Annotated in this window: 22 protein-coding genes; 10 read left to right on the forward strand and 12 right to left on the reverse strand. The window is 72.2% G+C overall.

The features are described 5' to 3' along the window. Nucleotides 1–120: 120 nt before the first annotated feature. On the reverse strand, nucleotides 121–1815 hold the full coding sequence (locus ACGFR9_RS21800; protein ID WP_393211092.1) for a threonine/serine exporter family protein: 1695 nt from the start codon (nucleotides 1813–1815) through the stop codon (nucleotides 121–123). Between the two features lie 138 nt (nucleotides 1816–1953). Continuing rightward, a complete protein-coding gene (locus tag ACGFR9_RS21805) occupies nucleotides 1954–2445 on the reverse strand; it encodes an inorganic diphosphatase (protein WP_030224988.1) in 492 nt (163 codons plus the stop codon). 79 nt (nucleotides 2446–2524) lie between these two features. Here ACGFR9_RS21805 and dacB point away from each other — a divergent pair, with 79 nt between their 5' ends. The 6 genes from dacB (at nucleotide 2525) to folE (ending at nucleotide 10274) form a co-directional block, all read left to right on the forward strand. Beyond that, the gene (gene dacB / locus ACGFR9_RS21810) at nucleotides 2525–4153 is read left to right on the forward strand and encodes a D-alanyl-D-alanine carboxypeptidase/D-alanyl-D-alanine-endopeptidase (RefSeq protein WP_393211095.1); all 1629 of its coding nucleotides are present in this window, start codon (nucleotides 2525–2527) and stop codon (nucleotides 4151–4153) included. Between the two features lie 191 nt (nucleotides 4154–4344). Next, nucleotides 4345–5478 carry a zinc-dependent metalloprotease gene (locus ACGFR9_RS21815; protein ID WP_393211098.1) on the forward strand — a complete coding sequence of 378 codons (1134 nt, stop codon included), beginning with the start codon at nucleotides 4345–4347 and terminating at the stop codon, nucleotides 5476–5478. 192 nt (nucleotides 5479–5670) lie between these two features. After that, nucleotides 5671–6696: a tRNA lysidine(34) synthetase TilS gene (gene tilS, locus ACGFR9_RS21820; protein WP_393211100.1), complete on the forward strand. Its 1026-nt coding sequence runs from the start codon at nucleotides 5671–5673 to the stop codon at nucleotides 6694–6696. Nucleotides 6697–6764: 68 nt separating this feature from the next. Next, nucleotides 6765–7325, forward strand: coding sequence for a hypoxanthine phosphoribosyltransferase (gene hpt / locus ACGFR9_RS21825; RefSeq protein WP_030224979.1), 561 nt, complete (start codon nucleotides 6765–6767; stop codon nucleotides 7323–7325). Between the two features lie 187 nt (nucleotides 7326–7512). Beyond that, the gene (gene ftsH / locus ACGFR9_RS21830; protein WP_030224978.1) at nucleotides 7513–9552 is read left to right on the forward strand and encodes an ATP-dependent zinc metalloprotease FtsH; all 2040 of its coding nucleotides are present in this window, start codon (nucleotides 7513–7515) and stop codon (nucleotides 9550–9552) included. Between the two features lie 116 nt (nucleotides 9553–9668). Beyond that, the gene (gene folE, locus ACGFR9_RS21835) at nucleotides 9669–10274 is read left to right on the forward strand and encodes a GTP cyclohydrolase I FolE (protein WP_030224976.1); all 606 of its coding nucleotides are present in this window, start codon (nucleotides 9669–9671) and stop codon (nucleotides 10272–10274) included. A gap of 9 nt (nucleotides 10275–10283) precedes the next feature. Here folE and ACGFR9_RS21840 read toward each other — a convergent pair whose 3' ends face one another. From ACGFR9_RS21840 to folP, 5 genes are all read right to left on the reverse strand, one after another. Continuing rightward, a complete protein-coding gene (locus ACGFR9_RS21840; protein ID WP_393211104.1) occupies nucleotides 10284–10772 on the reverse strand; it encodes a DUF3180 domain-containing protein in 489 nt (162 codons plus the stop codon). 63 nt (nucleotides 10773–10835) lie between these two features. Continuing rightward, entirely contained in the window at nucleotides 10836–11447 is a 612-nt protein-coding gene (gene folK, locus ACGFR9_RS21845; protein WP_030224972.1) for a 2-amino-4-hydroxy-6-hydroxymethyldihydropteridine diphosphokinase, read from the reverse strand. After that, nucleotides 11444–11803, reverse strand: a complete 360-nt coding sequence (gene folB / locus ACGFR9_RS21850) for a dihydroneopterin aldolase (protein ID WP_393211107.1) — start codon at nucleotides 11801–11803, stop codon at nucleotides 11444–11446. Before folB ends, folK begins: the two co-directional genes overlap by 4 nt. A 245-nt stretch (nucleotides 11804–12048) precedes the next feature. Then, on the reverse strand, nucleotides 12049–12552 hold the full coding sequence (locus ACGFR9_RS21855) for a nuclear transport factor 2 family protein (protein ID WP_393211110.1): 504 nt from the start codon (nucleotides 12550–12552) through the stop codon (nucleotides 12049–12051). Continuing rightward, nucleotides 12549–13454 (reverse strand): dihydropteroate synthase, encoded by a 906-nt coding sequence (gene folP / locus ACGFR9_RS21860; RefSeq protein ID WP_393211113.1) that lies wholly within the window; start codon nucleotides 13452–13454, stop codon nucleotides 12549–12551. Before folP ends, ACGFR9_RS21855 begins: the two co-directional genes overlap by 4 nt. 471 nt (nucleotides 13455–13925) lie before the next feature. Between folP and ACGFR9_RS21865 the strand changes: the two genes are divergently transcribed. Beyond that, nucleotides 13926–15254, forward strand: a complete 1329-nt coding sequence (locus ACGFR9_RS21865; protein ID WP_393211115.1) for a hypothetical protein — start codon at nucleotides 13926–13928, stop codon at nucleotides 15252–15254. A 72-nt stretch (nucleotides 15255–15326) separates the two neighbouring features. Here the strand turns inward: ACGFR9_RS21865 and ACGFR9_RS21870 are convergent, their stop codons facing one another. Both ACGFR9_RS21870 and ACGFR9_RS21875 read right to left on the reverse strand, forming a co-directional pair. Then, a complete protein-coding gene (locus tag ACGFR9_RS21870; protein ID WP_393211118.1) occupies nucleotides 15327–16670 on the reverse strand; it encodes a PH domain-containing protein in 1344 nt (447 codons plus the stop codon). After that, nucleotides 16667–17197, reverse strand: coding sequence for a PH domain-containing protein (locus ACGFR9_RS21875; RefSeq protein ID WP_393211121.1), 531 nt, complete (start codon nucleotides 17195–17197; stop codon nucleotides 16667–16669). Before ACGFR9_RS21875 ends, ACGFR9_RS21870 begins: the two co-directional genes overlap by 4 nt. Nucleotides 17198–17228: 31 nt before the next feature. Here ACGFR9_RS21875 and ACGFR9_RS21880 point away from each other — a divergent pair, with 31 nt between their 5' ends. Beyond that, nucleotides 17229–18380 (forward strand): NADH-quinone oxidoreductase subunit D, encoded by a 1152-nt coding sequence (locus ACGFR9_RS21880; RefSeq protein WP_393211124.1) that lies wholly within the window; start codon nucleotides 17229–17231, stop codon nucleotides 18378–18380. On the opposite strand, the gene ACGFR9_RS21885 is transcribed toward ACGFR9_RS21880, so the two are convergent. Then, entirely contained in the window at nucleotides 18345–19400 is a 1056-nt protein-coding gene (locus ACGFR9_RS21885) for an SAM-dependent methyltransferase (protein WP_393211127.1), read from the reverse strand. The genes ACGFR9_RS21880 and ACGFR9_RS21885 overlap by 36 nt on opposite strands. Before the next feature lie 118 nt (nucleotides 19401–19518). Between ACGFR9_RS21885 and ACGFR9_RS21890 the strand changes: the two genes are divergently transcribed. Together ACGFR9_RS21890 and ACGFR9_RS21895 are read left to right on the forward strand one after the other, a co-directional pair. After that, the gene (locus ACGFR9_RS21890; protein WP_393211130.1) at nucleotides 19519–20721 is read left to right on the forward strand and encodes a sensor histidine kinase; all 1203 of its coding nucleotides are present in this window, start codon (nucleotides 19519–19521) and stop codon (nucleotides 20719–20721) included. Between the two features lie 65 nt (nucleotides 20722–20786). Further along, on the forward strand, nucleotides 20787–21458 hold the full coding sequence (locus ACGFR9_RS21895) for a response regulator (RefSeq protein ID WP_393211133.1): 672 nt from the start codon (nucleotides 20787–20789) through the stop codon (nucleotides 21456–21458). 99 nt (nucleotides 21459–21557) lie between these two features. On the opposite strand, the gene ACGFR9_RS21900 is transcribed toward ACGFR9_RS21895, so the two are convergent. Both ACGFR9_RS21900 and ACGFR9_RS21905 read right to left on the reverse strand, forming a co-directional pair. Continuing rightward, nucleotides 21558–22664: a DUF5937 family protein gene (locus tag ACGFR9_RS21900; protein WP_393211136.1), complete on the reverse strand. Its 1107-nt coding sequence runs from the start codon at nucleotides 22662–22664 to the stop codon at nucleotides 21558–21560. A 149-nt stretch (nucleotides 22665–22813) separates the two neighbouring features. Then, on the reverse strand, nucleotides 22814–23986 hold the full coding sequence (locus ACGFR9_RS21905; protein ID WP_393211139.1) for a threonine aldolase family protein: 1173 nt from the start codon (nucleotides 23984–23986) through the stop codon (nucleotides 22814–22816). Between the last annotated feature and the right edge of the window lie 90 nt (nucleotides 23987–24076).

Here is a 24076-nt window from a genome sequence, read left to right on the forward strand (position 1 = left end):
GCCATCCCACCGAGGCTCCCGAGCCGGATGGCGCCCGGGGGCAAAATGGCGCCGGCGCCAAAAACTCCGCGCCCGGCGCCAAAAACTCCGCGCCCGGCGCCAAAAACTCCGCGCCCGGCGCTAGAAACCCCGCGTCCGCTTGGCCGCCCGGCGCTTCTCCGCGGACCCGATCCGCAGGAAGATCCGCGAGATCTCCGACCCGAGGTTCACCCCGATCGCGATGGCCATGGCCAGTGCCACGGCCTTCGTGAGGGACGCCAGCCCCGAGTCCACCTCGTTCTGCGCGATCCCCAGCAGACCGAAGTACGTCGCGGAACCCGGCAGCAGCGGCCCGATCGCCGCCGTGGTGTACGGCAGCGCCGACGCGAACCGGTACCGGGCCAGCAACTGCCCGAACAGACCCACGAGTCCCGCCGCCACGGTCGTGGAAGCCACCGGCGAGATGTCGCCCGTCGCGTGCATCGCGCCGTACACCACCCAGGCGACCCCGCCGTTCAGGGTCGCCATCAGCACGGTGGACCGTTCCTGCTGGAGCAGGACCGCGAAGGCCAGCGACAGCATCATCGACGCGCCGATCTGCGACAGCCGGTCGTCGGAGGCGCCGAGCGCCGCGTCCGGGTTGAGGTTGGCGCCCAGCTGCACGCCGAAATACAGCACCGTCAGCACCCCGGCCACGATGCCCACGAAGAAGTACAGGACCTCCAGCAGACGCGCCGACGCGGTGATGTAGAAGCCGGTCAGACCGTCCTGCACGCCCGCCACCAGCGCCCGCCCGGGCAGCAGCGCGAACAGCCCACCGGTGATCACCGCGGACGCCTTCACATCCGCGTGCGCCAGCGTCAGCGCCACCCCGATCGCGGCCGGCGGCATCGCGGCCACGGTGAACTGGTAGAACTCCGGCAGCCCGCGCCCCGCGCAGAGCCAGGCCAGCCGGTCGCCGAGCATCGCGCCGGTCGCGGCCGACACGAACACGACGAAGCCACCGCCGACGAGCACCGACGCGGCCCCCGCGAGCAGCCCGCTCGCGAGCGTCAGCGCCCACCCGGGGTAGGGATGCCGGTTGCGGCGGATCTCCGCCAGCCGGCGGTAGGCCTCCTCCAGGGAGACGTGGGTCTCGTCGTCGCTGAGGTCGTCCACCAGCTGGTAGACGGCCGCCAGCCGGGTGTAGTCGGGGCTGCGGCGCCGCACCGTGCGCGACGCGGTCACCGGGTCGTCGACCAGGGACGGCTGGTGGGAGATCGACAGCAGGGTGAACGTGACGTTGGGCTCGCAGCGGTCCAGGCCGTAGGAGCGGCACACGGCGAACATCGCCGCCTCCACGTCCTCGGCGCCCTCACCGCCCGCCAGCAGCAGCTCCCCGATACGCAGGGTCAGGTCGAGCACGCGCGGGACGGCCGGCCCGGCCTCGTCGGGCCGCTGCACCGGCTCCGGCGCCGGACGCTCCGTCACCGGCATGCGCAGCATGGTGCGCATCCGGTCCTGCCACGGAACGTCCTGGGCCAGCCGGACCAGCGGTATGCCGCTCGCCGGGGTGAACGCCGCCGTCTGCTTCGCGCTGTAGGTGCTCGGCGTGCTGAACGCCGACCCCTCCGTCTCGTCCGCGGCGGCCGGGGCCATGTCGAGACCGTCCGGGACGGAGAACTCGGAGGTGGTCTCGGACTCCGTACCGTGCTTCGTGACCGCCAGCCCGTCGGGGACGGCGAACTCGGACGTCGTCGACGAGTCGGCCTCGGCCGGCCCCGCGACCACGGCGGGAGGCGTGAACGCGCTCCTCGCCTCGTCCGACTGCGGCTTGCGGTCCTCCGCGTCCGTCACCTGCTCCGCTCTCCCTGTACGACACCGTCCGTCAGATGTCCGTAAGCCTGCCCCGTACCGCCTCAGTATGCGCACGCACAGCAGAAACGGGCCGCACACGTGTGTGCGGCCCGTTCGCGCGTCGTGCGGCGGGAGGGCTCAGTGGCCGCCCGTCTCCTTGAAACGCTTGTAGGACCGCTCGATCTCGACCTCGGCGTCCACCCGGCCGACCCAGTCGGCGCCCTCGACCGACTTGCCCGGCTCCAGGTCCTTGTAGACCTCGAAGAAGTGCTGGATCTCCAGGCGGTCGAACTCCGACACGTGGTGGATGTCACGCAGGTGCTCCACGCGCGGGTCCGTCGCCGGGACGCACAGCAGCTTGTCGTCGCCGCCGGCCTCGTCCGTCATACGGAACATGCCGATCGCGCGACACCGGATCAGACAGCCCGGGAACGTCGGCTCGTCCAGGATGACCAGCGCGTCCAGCGGGTCGCCGTCCTCACCGAGGGTGTTCTCCACGAAGCCGTAGTCGGTCGGGTAGGCGGTCGACGTGAAGAGCCGACGGTCCAGGCGGATCCGACCCGTCTCGTGGTCCACCTCGTACTTGTTCCGCGAACCCTTCGGGATCTCGATCGTGACGTCGAACTCCACCGGACGCTCCTCCATGATCAGCACATAGTTCTGGTGGTTAAGTGTCCCTCACGCAGGTGTGTGATCGCGAAAGGGGCTGGTGGTCGTGCCAGAGCTGAGGCCTTGGCGGGCCGCGAGGCCGCATGTCGTGCGGTTCGCGAGCGCCGTACGACCTCGTCTCACCCGGGCCGCGGAGACCGTACGGCCACGTCTGGCGCGCGTCGCCGCGGCCACCGTGCCACGGTTCGCGCGGCCCGACCGGCCGGGATCACCGCAGGCCGCGCGGGGCGCGCGACCGGGGACCTGGCTGTTCACCGCGACCGCCGGCACCGCCGGTCTGGCGCTCGCCGCGGGTGTGGTGACCGCCGCCGGTCCCTGGGACTCCTCGGGCCAGCGTACGGCCGAGCGGGACCGGGCCGTGGCTCTGCAGGCCGCGCGTGGCACAGATCACGGCGGCGTCCGCGCTCACGCCGGTACGCCGCCCCGCGGGCCCCGGGCGGCCCCACCGGCCGCTTCCGTGCTCACCGGCCTCGGCGGCACCGCCACCACCGTGAAGTCGGCGCCCGGCGGCAAGGCCCTCGGCGCCGTCCTCGACCCGCTGCTGAGCAGCCCCGCGCTCGGCCGGCACGGCGCCGCCGTGCTCGACGTCGCCACCGGCGAACAGCTCTACGGCACGGGCTCCGCGGACGCCCTCATCCCCGCCTCGACCACGAAGATCGCCACGGCCGTCGCCGCGCTCTCCGCGATGGGCGCCGACCACCGCCTCACCACCCGCGCGGTGTACGAACCCGACACCAAGGAGGTCGTACTCGTCGGCGGTGGCGACCCCACGCTGACCGCGCGGAAGAAGGCCGGCGATCTCGCGAGCCTGCGCGACCTCGCGGAGCGGACCGCCGCGGCCCTCGCAGGACAGGGCGTGCGCGAGGTGACGCTGTCGTACGACACGACCCTCTACCAGGGCGCCACGATCCACCCGATCGGGGTCAACCCGAACATCGCGGCCGTCACCCCCTTGATGACCGACGAGGCCCGGACCGACGACTCCACCAGCGGGCCGGCTCCGCGGATCGCGGACCCGGCGGCGGACGCCGCGCGGAAGTTCGGCGACCTGCTGAAGGAACACGGCGTCAAGGCCACACCTCCCGGCCCGTCGAAGGCCACCACCCGCGCGTCCACGCTCGCCACGGTCTCCTCGCCCCCGCTGGCCGCACTCGTCGAGCGGATGCTGACCAACAGCGACAACGACCTCGCCGAGGCCCTCGCCCGCCACACCGCCCTCGCTGCCGGTGAGAAGCCCGACTTCGCCGGCGGCGGAGCGGCGATCACCGCCCGTCTGAAGCAGCTCGGGCTCCCCGTGAAGGGTGCCGACGTCAAGGACGGCAGCGGCCTCGACCGGCGCGACCGACTCACCGCCGGCCTCCTCACCGCCCTGCTCGCCAAGGCCGGCGACCCGGCCCACCCCGAACTGCGCCCCGTCCTCACCGGCCTGCCCGTCGCCGGCTTCACCGGCACCCTCACCGGCCGCTACACCGAGGGCGCGGCCGGCGTCGTACGGGCCAAGACCGGCACCCTCACCGGCGTCAACACCCTGGCGGGCACGGTCGTCGACACCTCCGGCCGCCTCCTCGCCTTCGCCTTCCTGGCCAACGACACCACCGACCCGACAGCGGCCCAGTCGGCCCTGGACAAGGTGGCGACAGCCCTGGCCGCGTGCGGCTGCCGCCTTTGAGGGGCGCGAGGCCGTGTCGATGTGCGGCTCCGCCGCGTGGGCGCGAACGGGGGTTCGGGGGCAGCGCCCCAGGGACGGGACGGGAAGCGGCGGCGGGGGGCGGAAACCGGAAGCGCGACCACCCCCCTGCCTCACCCCCTCCGGGCACCGCCACCCTGCCCCGAACCGGGCCACTCACGTACCGTTGACACATGACGAGCATCGGTGGTGCCGCTTCTTCCGGGATGGTCGACTGGAACCTCGCGGTCGCGACCGCGACCCGCCTCATGCGCCCAGGCCCGGACGTGAGCCGCGACGAGGCCCGCGCCGTGGTCGCCGAACTGCGCCGGCACGCGAAAGCCTCGGAGGAACACGTCCGGGGCTTCACTCGTCTGGGCACCGAGGAGACCCACGACACCCCCCTCCTCGTCGTCGACCGCCCCGGCTGGGTCCGCGCCAACGTCGCCGGCTTCCGCGAACTCCTCAAACCGCTCCTCGACAAAATGCAGGAACGCCGTGGCACCGGCCCCGGCAACATGGTCCTCGGCGCCGTCGGCGGCAAGGTCACCGGCGTGGAACTCGGCATGCTGCTGTCCTTCCTCGCCTCCCGCGTCCTCGGCCAGTACGAGACCTTCGCCCCCGCCACCCGCGACCTTCCGTCCGGCGCGAACGGCGGCGGCCGACTGCTGCTCGTGGCCCCCAACATCGTCCACGTCGAACGCGAACTCGACGTCGAGCCGCACGACTTCCGCCTGTGGGTGACCCTCCACGAGGAGACCCACCGCACCCAGTTCACCGCCGTACCCTGGCTGCGGGACCATCTGCAGGGCGAGATCCAGGCGTTCCTCGAACAGACCGACGTCGACCCCATGACCGTTCTGGAACGCATCCGCGAGGCAGCCCAGTCCCTGGCCGGCGGCCGCCCCGAGGGCGAGGACGGCGACGACGGACGCTCCCTCGTCGAGCTCGTGCAGACCCCCGCCCAGCGCGAGATCCTCGGCCGGCTCACCGCCGTGATGTCCCTCCTCGAGGGCCACGCCGACTTCGTGATGGACGGCGTCGGCCCCGAAGTCGTCCCGAGCGTCAACGAGATCCGAGAGAAGTTCCAGCAGCGCCGCGCCAAGGGCGCGTCCCGCCTCGACACGGCCCTGCGCAAACTCCTCGGCCTGGACGCCAAACTCCGCCAGTACCGCGACGGCGAACGCTTCGTGCGCGCCGTCGTCGACGAAACCGGCATGGACGGCTTCAACCGGGTGTGGACCTCGCCCAACACACTCCCCACCAAAGCGGAGATCGCCAAACCGGCGGACTGGATCACACGGGTGCACCGCAAACCGGAAGCCTGACCCCCACGCCCCGTCATGCGCCGCACACGGCCGACGGCAGACGGACGCCCCTGCAATCACCCGTCCGAGGGACCGTGAGTCCGGAGTAGGCGTGCGATGCTCGGGGAACGGCCCGGTTCTGTCACCATCTACACACTCTGAGTGACCGGATCTCGGGCTCACCCCCCGACAACTTCATGAAGGGAACCGGACATGGGTCCCCACCCCGCGGTCGCGGCGATACGCCTGGCGGTCCGCCGCGTCCTGACCGACATCCTCGACGACCACGGCCGAATCCCCGGCCCGCCCACGCACGAGCGGCCCCCCTCCCCTCTCGTGCTCGTGGCCTGCTCCGGCGGCGCCGACTCCATGGCGCTCGCCTCCGCCCTCGCCTTCGAAGCCCCCCGCCTCGGCGTCCGGGCCGGCGGCGTCACCGTCGACCACGGCCTCCAGGCCGGCTCCGACCTGCGCGCCGCCGACGTCGTCACCCGGCTGCGCGAACTCGGCCTCGACCCCGCCGAGTCCGTCGCCGTCACCGTCGGCCGCGACGGCGGCCCCGAGGCCGCCGCCCGCGACGCACGCTACGCCGCGCTGGACGCCGCCGCCGAACGGCACGGCGCCGCCGCCGTCCTGCTCGGCCACACCCGCGACGACCAGGCCGAGACCGTCCTCCTCGGCCTGGCCCGCGGCTCCGGCATCCGCTCCCTGTCCGGAATGGCCGCGGTCTCGGGGGCCGACGGCCGTTACCGGCGCCCCTTCCTCCAGGTCGACCGGCAGACCGCCCGCAAAGCCTGCATGGCCCAGTCCCTGCCCGTCTGGGACGACCCGCACAACGCCGACCCCGCCTACACCCGCTCCCGCCTCCGCCACGAGGGCCTGCCCGCCCTCGAGAAGGCCCTCGGCAAAGGCGTCGTCGAGGCTCTCGCCCGTACGGCCCAGCTCTCCCGCGACGACGCGGACGCCCTCGACGCCTGGGCGGGCCGCGTGGAAGCCGGCGTACGCGACGCCGACGGCCGCCTGGAGTGCGCCGCACTGCACGATCTGCCGCCCGCCGTACGCCGCCGGGTGCTGCGCCGCGCCGCCATCGAGGCCGGCGCACCCGCCGGTTCGCTGTTCGCCCGCCACATCGAGGAAGTCGACCGGCTGATCACCGGCTGGCGCGGCCAGGGGGCCATCAATCTCCCCGGCCGGGTCGTCGCCCGCCGGCAGGGTGGCAGACTGGTGATTCGGCAGGGCTGAATCCGGACCCCACCGACCCGTACGAGTCGCGGGACGGACCGGACCGGCCGGTGGGACGACCGAAAGTGATGCGGGTGGACGCGAAAGACATGGGTGCCGACCTCGAGAAGGTGCTCATCACCAAGGAAGAGATCGACGCCAAGCTGGTGGAGCTGGCCGCGAAGATCGACGCGGAGTACGCGGGCAAGGATCTGCTGATCGTCGGCGTGCTCAAGGGCGCGGTGATGGTGATGGCCGACCTCGCGCGGGCGCTGTCCACTCCCGTCACGATGGACTGGATGGCCGTGTCCTCGTACGGGGCGGGCACCCAGTCCTCCGGTGTGGTGCGGATCCTCAAGGACCTCGACACCGACATCAAGGGCCGGCACGTCCTGATCGTCGAGGACATCATCGACTCGGGACTCACCCTGTCGTGGCTGATCTCCAACCTCGGCTCGCGCGAGCCCGCCTCCCTCAAGGTGTGCACCCTGCTGCGCAAGCCCGACGCCGCCAAGGTCGCCATCGACGTGGAATGGGCCGGTTTCGACATTCCCAACGAATTCGTCGTCGGCTACGGCCTCGACTACGCCGAGAAGTACCGCAACCTCCCGTTCGTCGGTACGCTCGCGCCCCACGTCTACGGCGGCTGAACGAGGGCGCCCGGTCCGTCGTACGTGATCGGGAACCCCAGCAGGCTCCGCGGCGTTGGAGCATGCGTGGACGGGATCGCCGGCTGTCCCCCGCAGCTTCGGGGGACAAAGCTGGGGTACCGTCCGAAGAACAGCCTTTATCAAACTCACTATGGCAGGAGGGACGGGGCGGCACCGCTCCGTATGGATGGACGTGAAGCGATACTTCCGTGGGCCGGTCATGTGGATCGTGCTGGCCGTCCTCGCCGTGGTCGTGTTGATGCAGGTCGTCGGCTCGTCCGGCGGCTACAAGACAGTGGACACCGGCGAGGTCGTCCAGGCGATCAATGAGAACAAGGTCGAGTCGGCCAAGCTGACCACCGGCGACGAGCAGACCATCAAGGTCCAGCTCAAGGACGGCGTCAAGGTCAAGGACAGCTCGAAGATCCAGGCGAGCTATATCGGTGACCAGGGCGTCACCATCGCCAGCACACTGCAGGACAAGTTCCAGAACAAGCAGATCCCGGACGGCTACACGGTTTCGCCGTCCAAGCAGAACCCCTTCGTGAGCATTCTGCTGTCCCTGCTGCCGTTCGTCCTCATCGTCGTGGTCTTCCTGTTCCTGATGAATCAGATGCAGGGCGGCGGCTCCCGCGTCATGCAGTTCGGCAAGTCCAAGGCGAAGCTCATCACCAAGGACACCCCGAAGACGACGTTCTCCGACGTCGCCGGATCGGACGAGGCGGTGGAGGAGCTCCACGAGATCAAGGAGTTCCTGCAGGAGCCGGCCAAGTTCCAGGCCGTCGGAGCGAAGATCCCCAAGGGCGTCCTGCTCTACGGGCCGCCCGGAACCGGCAAGACCCTGCTGGCCCGCGCCGTCGCGGGCGAGGCCGGCGTCCCCTTCTACTCGATCTCCGGTTCCGACTTCGTCGAGATGTTCGTCGGTGTCGGTGCCTCCCGGGTCCGTGACCTGTTCGAGCAGGCCAAGGCGAACGCCCCGGCGATCGTCTTCGTCGACGAGATCGACGCGGTCGGCCGCCACCGCGGCGCCGGCCTCGGCGGCGGTCACGACGAGCGCGAGCAGACCCTGAACCAGCTCCTCGTCGAGATGGACGGCTTCGACGTCAAGGGCGGCGTGATCCTCATCGCCGCGACGAACCGGCCCGACATCCTCGACCCGGCGCTGCTGCGCCCCGGCCGCTTCGACCGCCAGATCGCGGTCGACCGCCCGGACATGCAGGGCCGCCTCGAGATCCTCAAGGTGCACCAGAAGGGCAAGCCGGTCGCCCCGGACGTCGACCTGTCGGCCGTCGCCCGCCGCACCCCCGGCATGACCGGCGCCGACCTGGCCAACGTGCTGAACGAGGCCGCGCTGCTGACCGCGCGCAGCGATCAGAAGCTGATCGACAACCACATGCTGGACGAGGCGATCGACCGTGTGGTCGCGGGCCCGCAGAAGCGGACCCGGATCATGTCGGACAAGGAGAAGAAGATCACCGCGTACCACGAGGGCGGACACGCCCTGGTCGCGGCGGCCTCCCCGAACTCCGACCCGGTCCACAAGATCACGATCCTCTCCAGAGGCCGTGCCCTCGGCTACACCATGGTCCTGCCGGACGAGGACAGGTACTCCACCACGCGCAACGAGATGCTGGACCAGCTCGCGTACATGCTGGGCGGCCGCGCGGCGGAGGAGCTCGTCTTCCACGACCCGACCACCGGTGCGGCCAACGACATCGAGAAGGCCACCGGAGTGGCCCGCGCGATGGTCACGCAGTACGGCATGACCGAGCGGCTCGGCGCCATCAAGTTCGGCGGCGACAACACCGAGCCGTTCCTCGGCCGTGAGATGGCGCACCAGCGCGACTACTCGGAAGAGGTCGCCGCGCTGGTGGACGAGGAGGTCAAGAAGCTCATCGAGACCGCGCACAACGAGGCGTGGGAGATCCTCGTCGAGAACCGTGACGTCCTCGACAACCTGGTCCTGGCCCTCCTGGAGCGGGAGACGCTGGGCAAGGAGGAGATCGCCGAGATCTTCGCGCCGATCGTCAAGCGCCCGCCCAGGCCCGCCTGGACCGGCTCCTCGCGCCGTACGCCGTCGACCCGCCCGCCGGTCCTCTCCCCCAAGGAGCTGGCCCTGACGAACGGGGCGAACGGCGCGACGCCGGCCATCAGCACGGCCAAGAGCACCGCGGCGGACCCCGCCCCGGCGCCGGAGCGCACCCCGGAGGAGCGCCCCGAGAGCTGACCGGCCCGGAATGGATGCCGCGCCCCCCAGGTTCTAGCCTGGGGGGCGCGGCATTTTGCGCACCGCAGTTGAGACGCGTGCCCCGCACGCGTGAAGGCACAGGAACGAGGCACCTCATGACCGACCCCGTGACGCTCGACGGCATGGCCCCCATCGGCGAGTTCGACGAGAAGCGCGCGGAGAACGCGGTACGCGAACTTCTGATCGCGGTCGGCGAGGACCCGGACCGTGAGGGCCTCCTGGAGACCCCTGCACGGGTGGCGCGGGCGTACCGGGAGATATTCGCGGGCCTGTGGCAGAAGCCCGAGGACGTCCTGACGACGACCTTCGACCTGGGCCACGACGAGATGGTGCTCGTGAAGGACATCGAGGTGTACTCGACCTGTGAGCATCATCTGGTGCCGTTCCGGGGTGTGGCGCACGTCGGGTACATCCCGGCCACCAGCGGAAAGATCACCGGCCTGTCGAAGCTGGCCAGGCTGGTGGACGTCTACGCCCGGCGGCCCCAGGTGCAGGAACGTCTCACCACGCAGATCGCGGACTCGCTGATGGAGATCCTGGAGCCGCGCGGAGTGATCGTGGTCGTGGAGTGCGAGCACATGTGCATGTCGATGCGCGGCATCCGCAAGCCCGGTGCGAAGACGCTGACCTCGGCCGTGCGCGGTCAGCTGCGGGACGCGGCGACGCGCAACGAGGCGATGAGCCTCATCATGGCGCGCTGACGCCTGCTCTCACGCCGCCCGGGCCGTGCCCTGGCTGTTGTCGTCGTCGTCCTCCGGGAGTTTGCAGACGCGTTCCAGGAAGATGGCGGCCGCTATGACGCCGATGCCCGCCAGGACCGAGGAGCCGGCGTAGATGGCCTGGTCGCGGCGGGCGGGGATGTCGAGGGACTCCAGGAGGAAGACGCCCGTGCCGCCGTACATGCCGGCGACGAGGGCGGCGACCAGGGCGCTGGCCTGCCCGAACACGACCGCGCGGGCCGCCATCAGGGGGTCGACGCCCTTCGCCCCGGCCTGCCGCTCGCGCTGGGCCTTGAGGCGGGCGCGCAGCGAGAGCGCGGTGGCCGCGAGGACCACCGCGATCAGGGCGAGGACGATGGGCGCGGCCACGGGCACGCTCGGCAGGGTCCCCACGGAGTTCCAGAGGCGGGCGCCGGCCCAGGACAGGACCCCGGCCACGACGAAGACGCCGGCCAGCACCCTGATGCGCAGCTCTTTCACGGTGTCCCTTCGTGTTCCCCCGGACGACGGTGCCCCGGAATGTGGTCCTGTCGACCTTAACGGCTACTCGGGCAGCCGGAGTTCCAGGTCCGCGCGGGGGGCGACGCCCTCCCGGGTGACCGTGCCGAGGAGATCGGCGACGGGGCCGCGGCCGGGGAGCTCCGCCCCGGGGTCGACGTCGTGCCACGGGGCGAGGACGAAGGCCCGCTCGTGTGCGCGGGGGTGGGGGAGCGTGAGCTGCGGGTCGTCGGAGTGGAGGTCCGCGTAGGAGACGATGTCCACGTCGAGGGTGCGCGGTCCCCAGTGCTCGTCCCGGACCCGGTGGAAGGCCTCCTCCACGGCGTGGGCCCGCTCCAGCAGGGAGGACGGGGGCAGGGTGGTCTTCAGGACAGCGACCGCGTTGAAGTACGAGGGCTGGGTGCCGGGCTCGACGCCCCAGGGCTCCGTCTCGTACACGGGGGAGACCGCTTTGACCCGGATGCCGGGGGTGTCCTCCAGGGCGTCGACGGCCCCCTGGAGGGTCTCCAGCCGGTTGCCGAGGTTGGCGCCGAGGGAGATCACGGCCCGTTTCGGGTTGTGCAGGGTGGTGTCCGCGGCGTCGACCTGCTCGACCACGGCGGCGGGGACGGGCTGGACGGTCGGGTCGGTCTGGCCCTGGGTGGACGGCCTGGTCATACGCGGCTCCGGATGATGGTGACGGTCACGTCGTCGAAGGGCACGGTGATCGGCGCGTCCGGCTTGTGGACGCACACCTCGACCTCGCGCACCGCCTCGTGCTTCAGACAGACCTGGGCGATGCGCTCGGCCAGGGTCTCGATGAGATTGACGGGTTCGCCGCTGACGACGGCCACGACCTCCTCCGCCACGATGCCGTAGTGCACGGTCCTGGTGAGGTCGTCGTCGGCCGCGGCCGCCCGGGTGTCCAGGCCGAGGACGAGGTCCACGATGAAGGTCTGGCCCTCTTCGCGTTCCTTGGGGAACACACCGTGGTGCCCGCGGGCCTTCAGGCCGCGCAGCGCGACACGATCCACGCCTATCACTCCTGCAAAGTCGTCGGTCCGGCCGGTCGGTGCCTGTGCGGACGGCACACCGGTCACCACTCGAATCTACCCGCGGCAGCCGACAGTGCCGGTGGCCCGGGGGTGCGAAGGCGTCCGGTGTCCGGCGATTTCACCGCCCGTTTCCTCCCGGGGAGGCGGGGGCTCACGGGGCGGCGGCCGTTTCCGCCCGTCCTGTCGTGATTCCCGCCACCTCCCGCGCCCCGGCGGGTCCCCGCTCAGGCCGGGGTGTCGTCGTCCTCGCCGTCCTCGTCCTCGGCGAGGACGGGGGAGGCGTGGTGGGACCAGAGCTTCCAGCCCTCCGGCGTGCGGCGGAACACGTTCGTCGCGACGACGAGCTGGCCGACCAGGGGACCGAGTTCCTCGCCGGCCTCGGGCGCGGGGCCGCCGCTGAGGATGTTCTCCGTACAGGTCACGAGGGCGGTGTCACCGGTGACGGAGACATGCGTGTCGGTGAGGAAGAACTGGATGTAGTCGGTGTTCGCCATGATCAGGGCGTACGACCTGAGGACCTCACCGCGCCCGGTGAGCACCGGCCAGCCGGGGTGCACGCAGGAGACCACGCCGGTGTCCGCCGGGTCGTGGTACGACTCGTCGACGCCGAGATCGCCGGGGGTCAGCCAGAGCGACGCCACCCCTTCGAAGTCGCCCCTTTCGAGTGCCTCGTAGAAGGCGGTGTTGGCGGCCTCTACCTGCTCGACGTCGGTGTGGGGCGCGCTCACCGGGCTCCTTCTGCGCCGTGCGCGCCGGGTTCGGGGGGCGCGGTGCGCGCCTGCGTGATGGCGCGGGTGACCCGTACGGCGTCCGCGGTGGCGCGTACCTCGTGCACACGGACCGCCCACGCGCCGGACCGCGCGGCGAGCGCGGAGACGGCGGCGGTGGCCGCGTCCCGCTCCCGCGCGGGCGGGGGCGCGCCGTCCGGGCCGGCCAGCACACGGCCGAGGAACCGCTTGCGGGAGGCGGCGACGAGCACCGGGTGGCCGAGGGCCAGGAGACGGTCGAGGTGGGCGAGGAGTGCCAGGTCGTGGTCGGCGCCCTTGGAGAAGCCGAGGCCGGGGTCGACGATCACACGGTCGGCGGCGACGCCGCCCTCCAGGACGGCCGCCACGCGCGCGTGCAGTTCGTCGGCGACCTCCGTGACCACGTCGGCGTACACGCCTTTGATGGTGCCGCCCTCCAGGAAGCCGCGCCAGTGCATGACGACGAAGGGGGCGCCCGCGTCCGCGACGACGGGGATCATGGCGGAGTCGGCGAGTCCGCCGCTGACGTCGTTGACCAGGGCCGCGCCCGCCGCGAGGGACTGTTCGGCCACGGAGGCGCGCATGGTGTCGACGGAGATGGTGACGCCCTCGGCGGCGAGGCCGCGGACCACGGGGATGACGCGTTTGAGCTCTTCGGCCTCGTCGACGCGGGTGGCGCCGGGCCGGGTGGACTCGCCGCCGACGTCGATCAGATCGGCGCCCTGGGCAACCAGGTCGAGGCCGTGCTTGACGGCGGTCGTCGTGTCGAACCAGCGGCCGCCGTCGGAGAAGGAGTCCGGGGTGACGTTCACGACTCCCATGACCGCGCAGCGGTCCCATTGAGGAAGGCCCGCGACCTGGCGGCGTCCGCTGTGGTTGCTCATATGTTCAGCGTAGGCCCAGGGGAGGGGCGGGGGACGCCTCGGGCGGGTGGGGTGCCGCTGGTCCGGGGAGGGCGCGCGGGGCCTGTCGGGGCGGGACCGGGCCGTGCCCGAGGAAACCTTGCGCCCGTATTGCGGTGATGCCCGATGCCCGGCGGATCTGCGCATACGGGACGGCTCGGGATTCGCGGTTCCCGGGGGTCCGGAACTCGGGATGGAATGCGCGCCGGGATTCGCTTCCGGTACCGGGGGAGGAGCCGGACCGGGTGCCTCGAGGCCCTGCCGTCCGGGGCGGGGCGGCCCCAGGGCCCGTCTGCGGGCCGGGTAGTTGGGCAATAAACGATCTTGATATTTGGGCAATATGTGTATTCACGCGCGGCCCGCGTTCCCTGATGCCCTGTGAAAGTCTCGGTGTGGCTTTGTTTTTACGGGGCGGGGCACCATCATTCGCCTACGCGCGGTAAGTTTCTGGCCATGCCACGTGGACGTCACCGTCATTCCCCGCCTCTGCACAGGATGCTGCCCCCGTCGGCGATCGCAGGCGTCTCCGTCGTCTGCGCCCTGGGGTCCTGGGTGTTCACACAACCGATGGTGCTTCGTGTCCTGGCCGCGGCCGCCGCGGTCACGGCGGTTCTGAGCGCCGTCGTCATGCGGCACTGGGATACCCAGGCGGGCAAGCGCGTCGCCGATCTCACCCGCGCGCGTGCGAGTGACGAATGGCGTTTCGAGGAACGGATCGCCGAACTCGAGTCCGACCTCGAGGAGTCGCGCGAGCTGCGGACCAAGCTGGACCAGCGGTTGCGCGCCAAGCGCGCGGAACTGGCGGGGCTGCGCAACGAGCACGCGGCTCTGCTGCGCCGGTACGCCGCGGCGGAGGTCGACCGGGCGAGCGTCCTGGAAGAGCGCCGGGTGCTGGAGATAGAGGCCGCGGTCCCGGCCCGCGCGCTGCCGGCCGGGACGTCGGACGCGGCCGAGGACGGGGAGGCGGAGGCGCCCGCGCGGGAGTCCGCTGAGGTGGCGGCCGAGGCGGTGGAGCCGGCCGAGACGGTCGGACCGGACGAGGCCGTCGTCGAGGAGGAGACCTCCGCGTCGTCCGTCTTCTCGCCGGAGGGGTCCAAGCTGTTCCTGCGGGCCGACGCGGCGCTGACCCGGCTCGCCTCCGACGCGGGCGAGGACGAGGCGGCCGACGTCACTGGGGAGGACGGCGCCGATACGGCCGTAGCGGCCGACGACGCGCCGGAGGAGACCGACGACGCCCCGGCCGGGTCCGGCGACACGCCGCAGGACGCGGGCGCCCCGGACGACGAGGACGACGATGCCTCCGCGGAGGGCCCCGAGGACGACGGGCCCGAGCCGACGAAGGAGCCCGAGCAGGAGGACGAGACCGAGGCCGAGGGGCGGACCGAGGAGGCCGGCGAGCACGAGCGTACGACGGCCCCGCCGCCGCCGCCGGCCGCTCCGCCCGCCCAGTCCGTGCGCCGGCCCTCCGGACACTTCACCGTGCCGACGGCGGTGGCGGTCGTACCGCCGACCGCGCCGGTACGGCGGCCGGTGTCCGGGGGCGACTTCGACTTCTTCGGGACGAAGAAGGACGCGGACGGCGCCGCGATGGACACCGTGCACAACGAGGACCTCGCCGATGTCGTCGGCCAGGAGGCGCTCGCGCTGCACAAGGCGGAGGCGGAGGCGGAGTTCAAGCCCGCCGACGAGCAGGCGCGCGGCGTCGGCCAGGTCATCGACCTGACGGCCCACGACGAGACGGAACACATCGACGTTGAGGGCCTGCGCAGCGCGGTCTCCTGACCCCGGCCACCCCGACGGGCCCCGTGCACACCGCGCGGGGCCCGTCGGCGTTCCGCGGCCGGACCCGCCGGGTCAGGACATCCAGCGGTCCGGGAGGGCGTCCCTGCGGCCGGTGCGGGAGCGTTCCGCCTGGGAGCGGAGGAGGGCGGCCGCCTCCGCGGTGTCGCGGAGACGGGCCGTCACCGACTTGTTCGCGCCGGTGTCCACGTGGACGTCCGCGACGCCCCGCGCGCGCTGCCAGGGGCCCTGGACCAGCCGTACGCTCTGCACCTTGGCGTGCGGCACCAGGGACAGGCTGCGGCGCAACAGGCCCTGCCGGGTGGCGAACACCGCGTCGGTGACGGTGAGTCCGTAGCCCCGCCACCACAGCGGGACGCACCACCGCGCGCGGCGCGGCGGCGGGACGAGTGCCTCGCGCGGGGGCACGCTCACGCCGGGCAGCACCCGCGCGACGACGGATTCCGCGAGTTCGCGCGGGGCGACCGGCAGCAGCAGCGAGTTGGACGAACCCGCCACGTCCAGTTCCACGCGTACCCAGCCCCGGCGCCGCCACAGCAGCGGCTCGACGAGCCGTACCGTCTGCACGCGCCCCGGCGGCACCGTCTCGTGGGCCCGGTCGAGCAGCCCGTGGTCGATGCGCAGCCCGTCCGGTGACTCGGCCAGCGTCCAGTCGTACTCGGTGACGAACCGGCCCACACTGCTCGCGCCAGCCGCGCCCAGCATCGGCACGGCCGCGGCGAGCACCGTCCACAGGCTGTGGGTGGCCATCCACAGCAGCGGCACCACGACACCCGCGACGAGGAGCCAGCCCCAGGTCGCCCCGGTCAGCAGGAGGGAGACGACGAGGACGCCCGCCGGCACCCGCAGCATCTGCCGGGCCGGCGCCTCGCCGACCTCGTGCGCGGTCTCGGGAGCGAAACCCGCCGCCCGCGCGAGCAGTTCCGCGCGCAGCGCGCGTGCCTCGCCGGCGCCCAGGAAGGCGAGTTCGTCCTTCTTGTCGGCCCCTATGACATCGAGTTTGAGTTTCGAGACGCCCGCCACCCGCGCGAGCAGCGGCTGGGTGACGTCGATGGCCTGGATGCGCTCGAGGCGGATGTGCGCGGTGCGCCTGAACAGTAGTCCGGTCCGGATGCGCAGCTCGCTGTCGGTCACCGCGAAGTGGGTGAACCACCAGGTCAGGAAGCCGTAGAGGGCGGCGGCCGGAATGAGTACGGCGATGCCGATCAGCAGGGTGGTCGTGGTCAGCCGGTTCAGCTGGCGCTGTGCCTGGTCGGGGTCGTGCAGCGCCCAGCCGATCAGCACGGCGACGGGCGCCCACGCCCGCCTGAGGGGTGTGACGGGGTGCAGCCGCCGTTCCGTCACGGGCGGCCGGCCGCGCACGGCCTCGGGGGCGTCGGGGGCGTCGGGGGTGGTCACAGCCCCGCCGATCGGGCTTCACCGAGCTCGGTGAGCCGGTCGCGCAGGCGTTCCGCCTCGGCCGGGTCGAGGCCGGGGATGGTGGCGTCGGTCGCCGCGGCCGCCGTGTGCAGCTGCACGCTGGCCAGCCCGAAGTGCCGTTCGACCGGCCCGGAGGTGACCTCGACCAGCTGCATCCGCCCGTACGGTACGACCGTCTGCTCGCGCCACAGCACGCCCCGGCTGATCAGCAGGTCGTCGGCGCGTTCCGCGTACCGCCAGGAACGCCAGTTCCGCTCCAGCAGTACCCAGCCCCAGAGCAGCAGGGCCAGCGGCAGCAGCGCGAAGGCGGCCCAGACGGGTCCGGCGAGCAGTCCCGGCACCAGCGCGGTGGCCAGGGTCAGCAGCCCCAGCCACACCACCAGCAGCAGCCGCCGCATCCGCAGCAGCCCCGGAGGCAGCGCGATCCACACCGGCTCATCGCCGTCCGCGACCGCCCGCCTGCCCGTTGCCGCTGATCCCGTGTCGTGCGGGCTCCCCGTCTCCATACGGCCAGCGTACGTAGGAGAGACTGTGTTCATGACTCCTACGACGGAGACCATGGTCGGTATCGGCGGCGCGGCGGAGAGCACCGACATGGTGCTCAACATCGGCCCCCAGCACCCCTCCACCCATGGCGTGCTGCGGTTGAAGCTCGTCCTGGACGGTGAGCGCATCGTCAGCGCGGAACCCGTGATCGGCTATATGCACCGGGGCGCGGAGAAGCTGTTCGAGGCCCGTGACTACCGTCAGATCATCATGCTGGCCAATCGTCATGACTGGCTGTCGGCGTTCTCCAACGAGCTGGGCGTGGTCCTCGCCGTGGAGCGGATGCTCGGCATGGAGGTCCCCGAGCGCGCGGTGTGGCTGCGCACGCTCCTCGCCGAGCTGAACCGGGTGCTCAACCATCTGATGTTCCTCGGCTCCTATCCGCTGGAACTCGGCGGCATCACCCCGATCTTCTACGCCTTCCGGGAGCGCGAGGAGCTCCAGCACGTCATGGAGGAGGTCTCCGGCGGGCGCATGCACTACATGTTCAACCGTGTCGGCGGCCTCAAGGAGGACCTCCCGGCCGGCTGGACCACACGCGCGCGTGCCGCGATCGCCGACGTCCGCTCCCGTATGGACCGCTTCGACGACCTGGTCCTCGGCAACGAGATCTTCCGTGGCCGCACGCGCGGGGTCGGCGTGCTGTCCCCCGAGGCCGTGCACGCGTACGGAGTGAGCGGGCCGATCGCGCGTGGCTCCGGTGTCGACTTCGATCTGCGCCGCGACGAGCCGTACCTCGCCTACGGCGAACTCGGCGACGTCCTCAAGGTGGTCACCCGCGCGGAGGGCGACTGTCTCGCCCGCTTCGAGTGCCTCCTGGAGCAGACCCACAACGCCCTCGACCTCGCCGGCGCCTGCCTCGACCGGCTCGCCGAGCTGCCTCCGGGCCCGGTCAACCAGCGCCTTCCGAAGGTCCTCAAGGCGCCCGAGGGACACACATACGCGTGGACCGAGAACCCGCTCGGCATCAACGGCTACTACCTGGTCAGCAAGGGCGAGAAGACCCCGTACCGGCTGAAGCTGCGCTCGGCCTCGTTCAACAACATCCAGGCGCTCACCGAACTGCTGCCGGGGACGCTGGTCGCGGACATGGTGGCCATCCTCGGGTCAATGTTCTTCGTCGTCGGCGACATCGACAAATAGGTCCCGCGCGATCCCGACCGGCTGGGCGAGCCACCCGAAGTCGCCGAGTCCGCCCGGCGCGACGAGTTCGGCGGCCTCTCCGGCGCGCGCGAGGGCGCGTACGTATCCGGCGGGGTCGGTGGACGCAAGCGTGAGCGGGGGGCGTACGCCGCTGACACCGAGGGCGCGCAGGGCGTCCCGCTGCGACAGCAGGCGTGTGCCGGGGAGAGCGCAGGCCGCGGCGCACGCGTCCAGGGCCACGTGTGCGGTGAGGTCGCACGACCCGTCGGGCACGGGCGTCGTCTCCCGCCCTTCCCGGAACGCCGCGAGCGTCCCGAACGGCGGCCGCGCGGCCGCCGTGTGCGCGTAGTCCACCGCGACGGCGAGCCCCCGCGCGAGCGTGCCGACGGCCGACGCCCACGCCCCGTCCCGCGGCAGTCCGATCTCCGCGCGGAGCCCCTCCTCGGCCCCGAGCGGCCACCACCGCGCCAGCCACCCGGCGTCCGCCCCGGTGACCGGCTTCCCGAGCTCCTCCGTGCCGTCCGGGCGCACCAGCACCCGCCGCGGGACGCCCGCCGGGTCCACCTCCGCCACGTCCACGGGTACGTTGTCCAGCCACTCGTTGGCGAAGAGCAGCCCTGTGACCGGCTCCGGGGGCAGGGCGGGCCGCCAGTCGATCCGTGGGGCCAGCCCGTCGGGCGGGTCGGCGAGCTCGACGGCGTACGCGTGCACGCGTGCCGCCACGTCGGTGGGCAGCGCGGCGAGGACGCCGGTGATCAGTTCACCCCGCCCGGCCGCCATGTCCACGAAGTCGAGCACCTCCGGACGCCCCAGTGCCTCGTCGACCCGGCACAACAGCCGCGCCACGGCGCCCGCGAACAGCGGGGAGGCGTGCACGGACGTACGGAAGTGTCCGGCCGGTCCCGGACCGGGCCCGCGGTAGAAGCCGCCCGGCCCGTACAGGGCCTCCTGAGCCGCCTCCCGCCAGCCTCGCGGGCCCCGCCCGCCGCCCTCCGCCTCGCCCGTCCGCGCCGTCGTCACCGGCCCAGGTTAAGGGCGCGGATATGCCGGGCCTCCACCTTGCGGAGTACACGTGCCCACCAGGGATCGGCCCTCCGGTTGACCCCTGCACGCATTTCGCTTCCCTACGCTGGGTTACGTGCAGCGCCTCTATGACTTCCTCCGCAGACACCCGACCTGGGTGGACGGCTTCTGGGCCGTGGTCCTCTTCGGGATCTCGGTGCTCAGCGGAACCACCGTGGAGGAGAGCCGGGGGACGGATCTGCCGGCCCTCACCGTGCCGGTCATGCTGCTGCTGTCGCTGGTCGTCGCCCTGCGCCGCCGGACGCCGGAGCGGATGCTGGTCCTCGCCCTCGCCGTGGGTGTGGGACAGCTGACCACGGACGTGGCGCCGATGCCCGCCGACTTCGCCCTGTTGGTGATCGTCTACACGGTCGCGGCGGTCGGGGCGCGCTGGTCCTCCCGCCTCGCGCTGTCCGCCGCCCTGGTCGCGGCTCCGCTGGCGCAGTTGCGGTGGCCCAACCATGAGGCGAGCACGGTCGAGAACATCGCCATAACGGTCTTCCAGGCGGTGCCCTTCGCCCTCGCGTGGGTGCTGGGCGACTCCATCCGCACCCGCCGCGCGTACTTCGCGCAGCTGGAGGAGCGGGCCGCCCGGCTGGAGAAGGAGCGCGAGGCGCAGGCCAAGGTCGCGGTCGCCGCCGAACGCGCGCGGATAGCCCGCGAACTGCACGACGTCGTCGCACACAACGTGTCGGTGATGGTGGTGCAGGCCGACGGCGCCGCCTACGTCCTCGACGCCGCACCCGACCAGGCGAAGAAGGCCCTGGAGACGATCTCCTCCACCGGCCGCCAGGCCCTCGCCGAGATGCGCCGCCTGCTGGGCGTTCTGCGTACCGGCGAGCACCAGGAGGCCGGGGAGTACGTGCCCCAGCCCGACGTGCAGCAGATAGAGGACCTGGTCGAGCAGTGCCGGGAGTCCGGACTGCCGGTGGACTTCAAGGTCGAGGGCACGCCGCGCCCGCTGCCCAGCGGCGTCGAGCTCACCGCGTACCGCATCGTGCAGGAGGCACTCACCAACACCCGCAAGCACGGCGGCTCCGACGTGGGCGCCAGCGTGCGCCTGGTGTACTTCGACGACGGCCTGGGCCTCCTGGTGGAGGACGACGGCAAGGGCGCCCCCCACGAGCTGTACGAGGAGGGCGGTTACGACGGCCAGGGGCACGGCCTGATCGGCATGCGCGAACGGGTCGGCATGGTCGGCGGCACCCTGGACGCGGGCCCGCGCCCGGGCGGAGGATTCCGCATCAGTGTGCTGCTGCCGCTCAAACCCGCGCATTGACGCCCGCGCACGCCCCCACCGGCACCTGTCACACCCCCTGCGACGAACCAACGGAAGAGGCCCCGATGACGATCCGCGTGATGCTCGTCGACGACCAGGTGCTGCTGCGCACCGGGTTCCGGATGGTGCTTGCCGCCCAGCCGGACATGGACGTCGTGGCGGAGGCGGGCAACGGCGTCGAGGCGCTGGAGGTGCTGCGGTCCACCGCCGTCGACGTCGTCCTGATGGACGTCCGCATGCCCAAGCTCGACGGCGTGGAGACGACTCGCCGGATCTGCGCGGACACCGACCCGCCGAAGGTGCTGATCCTCACCACCTTCGACCTCGACGAGTACGCCTTCTCCGGCCTCAAGGCGGGCGCGTCCGGCTTCATGCTCAAGGACGTGCCGCCGGGCGAACTGCTCGCCGCCATCCGCGCGGTGCACAGCGGCGACGCCGTGGTCGCCCCCTCCACCACCCGCCGGCTCCTGGACCGGTTCGCGCCGATGCTGCCCAGCACGGGCGCGCAGCCCGAGCACAAGCAACTGGAGCGCCTCACCGACCGTGAGCGCGAGGTCATGGTGCTGGTCGCGCAGGGCCTGTCCAACGGCGAGATCGCGGCCCGCCTCGTGCTCTCCGAGGCGACCGTGAAGACACACGTGGGACGCATCCTCACCAAGCTGGGCCTGCGCGACCGCGTACAGGTCGTCGTCCTCGCCTACGAGACGGGTCTGGTACGGGCCGGCGGACACGGCTGAACGGACGGCCGTACGCCGGTAGGGTGCGTGATCCGGCAGGCCGGCGTGGGCCTGCGGCACATGCGCCGGCACTGACCGCACCCGCGGGCGAGGGCGCCCTCAGCGCAGGATGCCCTCCAGGAAGTCGCCGCCCAGCCGGGCCACGACCGTCACGTCCAACTGGTGCAGCACGTACCGCCCGCGCCGCCGGGTGGTGATCAGGCCCGCCTTCTTCAGCACGCCCAGGTGCCGGGATATCTCCGGCGCCGTCATGCCGTGCACCTGGGCCAGCTCGCTGGTCGTGTACGCGCTGCGGGCGAGATTGCGGCACATGCGCATGCGGACCGGGTGGGACAGGGCGGTCATCCGCAGGGCAAGCTGCTCGACCGTCGGCGGGGCGGCCGGTTCGGAGGAGCCGACCGGGTAGTGCAGCACCGGCTGCCAGCCGTACCGGTGCAGCACCATCAGATGCGGCCAGCCGAGACTGGTCGGGATCAGCAGCAGCCCGCCGTCCCCCGTCGCCGTACGCCCCTCGCCCAGCTTGTCGACGGTGATCCGCGCGGTGGTCTCGTCGAGCGTCACCGCGGGGGACACGGCGGCCAGCGCCCCGGCCGGCCCCTTGTGGCGGAGCAGGTCCGTCTTGAGACGGGTGTCGGCCGTGAGCCGATCCCGCAGCCGGGACCAGGTCTCGGCGAAGAACGCCTCGTCGCAGTCCTGGAGGAACTGGCGCAGCCAGGCCCTGATCAGGGGCGGGTCGGCCAGCAGCCGCTCGGTGAACAGCATCTGGCGCGGCCCCCGCGCGGCGGCGAGCTCCAGCGAGCGGCGTCTGAGTCCCGCGTCGGTGAGCGGTCCGGCGCCGGGGGCGCCGTAGGGGAGCGCGCAGGTGAACTCCAGGGCGGCGTCCACGAACTGCTCGTCGGACAGCTTGTCCAGCAGGTCGAGCTCCTCGCTGAGCGTTCCGCCGGGGAGGGCGGTGCGGCCCGGGACGCCGGCGCTGGGGAGGAACAGGTCGGAGAACGTGGTGCGCCACAGGAAGTCGGCCTCGCACATGCGGTCGGCGAGGTGGGGGTCGAGGCGGGCGGTCACGGCGGTCACCCAGGCCTGGAGCGCGGGGTGGTGGCCCGGCTCGGCCAGCGCGTGCAGGGCCATGCCGAGCTCGGCCAGCGGCGAGGGCACGACGACGATCCGCTCCGGCCGGAGACCGGTGATGTCTATGTGCACGCCCATGCCCACATGATGCAGGGGATTCAGCCCCCACCGGGAGCGCTGCCCCGGGGTCCGAGGCTGGTTCCAGCCCCTCCGGCGTGCGAGGAGCGGGGTCCGGGGCGGAGCCCCAGGGCCGGGACGGGAGGGGGCGGCAGGGGTGAGGACACCCCTCAGACCGCCCGCCGCAGCCGCCCCGCGAAGTCCTCCGCCGCAGCCCGCACATCCCCTGCGCTCCACTCCAGCCCCGCCGCCCGCACATACACCTCCGTGAAGCACACCCCCGGCCCCTTCGGATCCCAGTGATTCGCGAACAGCACCACCCCCGTCTCCTCCGCCGCGGCGATCGCCACCTCCGCCACCACATCCGCCTCGTACGGCAGCCACACCTGGAAGTCGTACGTGTACGGCACCTCGGGACGCACCCGGAACCAGGGCAACCCCCCTGCCTCCAGCCCCTCCCGCAGAGCAGCCGCCACCACACGCGCGTGCCGCACATACGACGGCAGCCGAGGCAGCTCCCGCTCCAGCCCGATCAACGCCGACAATGCGGTCGGGAACTGCTGGAACACATTCCCCCCGTACCGGTGCCGCCACGCGCGCGCCTCCTCGATCAGGCTCGAGGGTCCGGCGAGCGCGGCGCCGCCGAACGCGTCGAGGGACTTGTAGAACGACACGTAGACGCTGTCCGCGAGGCCCGCGATCTCCGCCAGCGGGCGCCCGAAGTGCTCGGTGCACTCCCACAACCGGGCCCCGTCGAAGTGCACGACCGCGTCGCGTTCCCGCGCGGCGGCCACGACCTCGGTGAGCTCCTCCCACGTGGGCAGGACAAAACCGGCGTCCCGCAGCGGCAACTCCAGCATCAGCGCCCCGAAGGGTTCCTCGAAGTCGCGCACCTCGGCGGCGGTGGGGAGCCGGGGCTCGTTCGTCATCCGCACCGGCCGCAGGCCGCTGACCTGGCTGAACGCGTTCCGTTCGTACACCTCGGGGTGGCTGAGCGGGTGCAGGGCCACCGCTGGGGTGCCGGTGCGGCCCGCCCAGCAGCGCAGGGCGACCTGCTGGGCCATCGTGCCGGTCGGGAAGAACGCGGCGGCCTCGGTGCCGAGCAGGCCGGCGACCCTCTTCTCCAGGGCCTCGACGACTCCATTGCCGTAGATGTCGGACGTCTCGTCGAGGTCGTACACGCCGCCGGCCGCCTCCAGGAGGGCCAGCCGCTCCCGGAGCGGGGCCAGGAAGCCGAGGCGCGCGAGCACGCGCGGGGCAGCGCGCCAGGCGGCGATCCGGCGTTCGCGCAGCGTAGGGGTGTCGCTCGTGTCACTCGTGACGTCGTCGTCGGTAGCACTCATGCGCGTGATCATCCCCGCCCGCGTCCGCGCGGGCACCCTCATTTCCGTACGGCCGCGCCTTCCGGCCCGCGCCTTCCGGCCCGCGCCTTC

Origin of the sequence: Streptomyces sp. NPDC048584 (assembly GCF_043199595.1) — a bacterium.
GTDB classification, from domain to species: domain Bacteria; phylum Actinomycetota; class Actinomycetes; order Streptomycetales; family Streptomycetaceae; genus Streptomyces; species Streptomyces edwardsiae.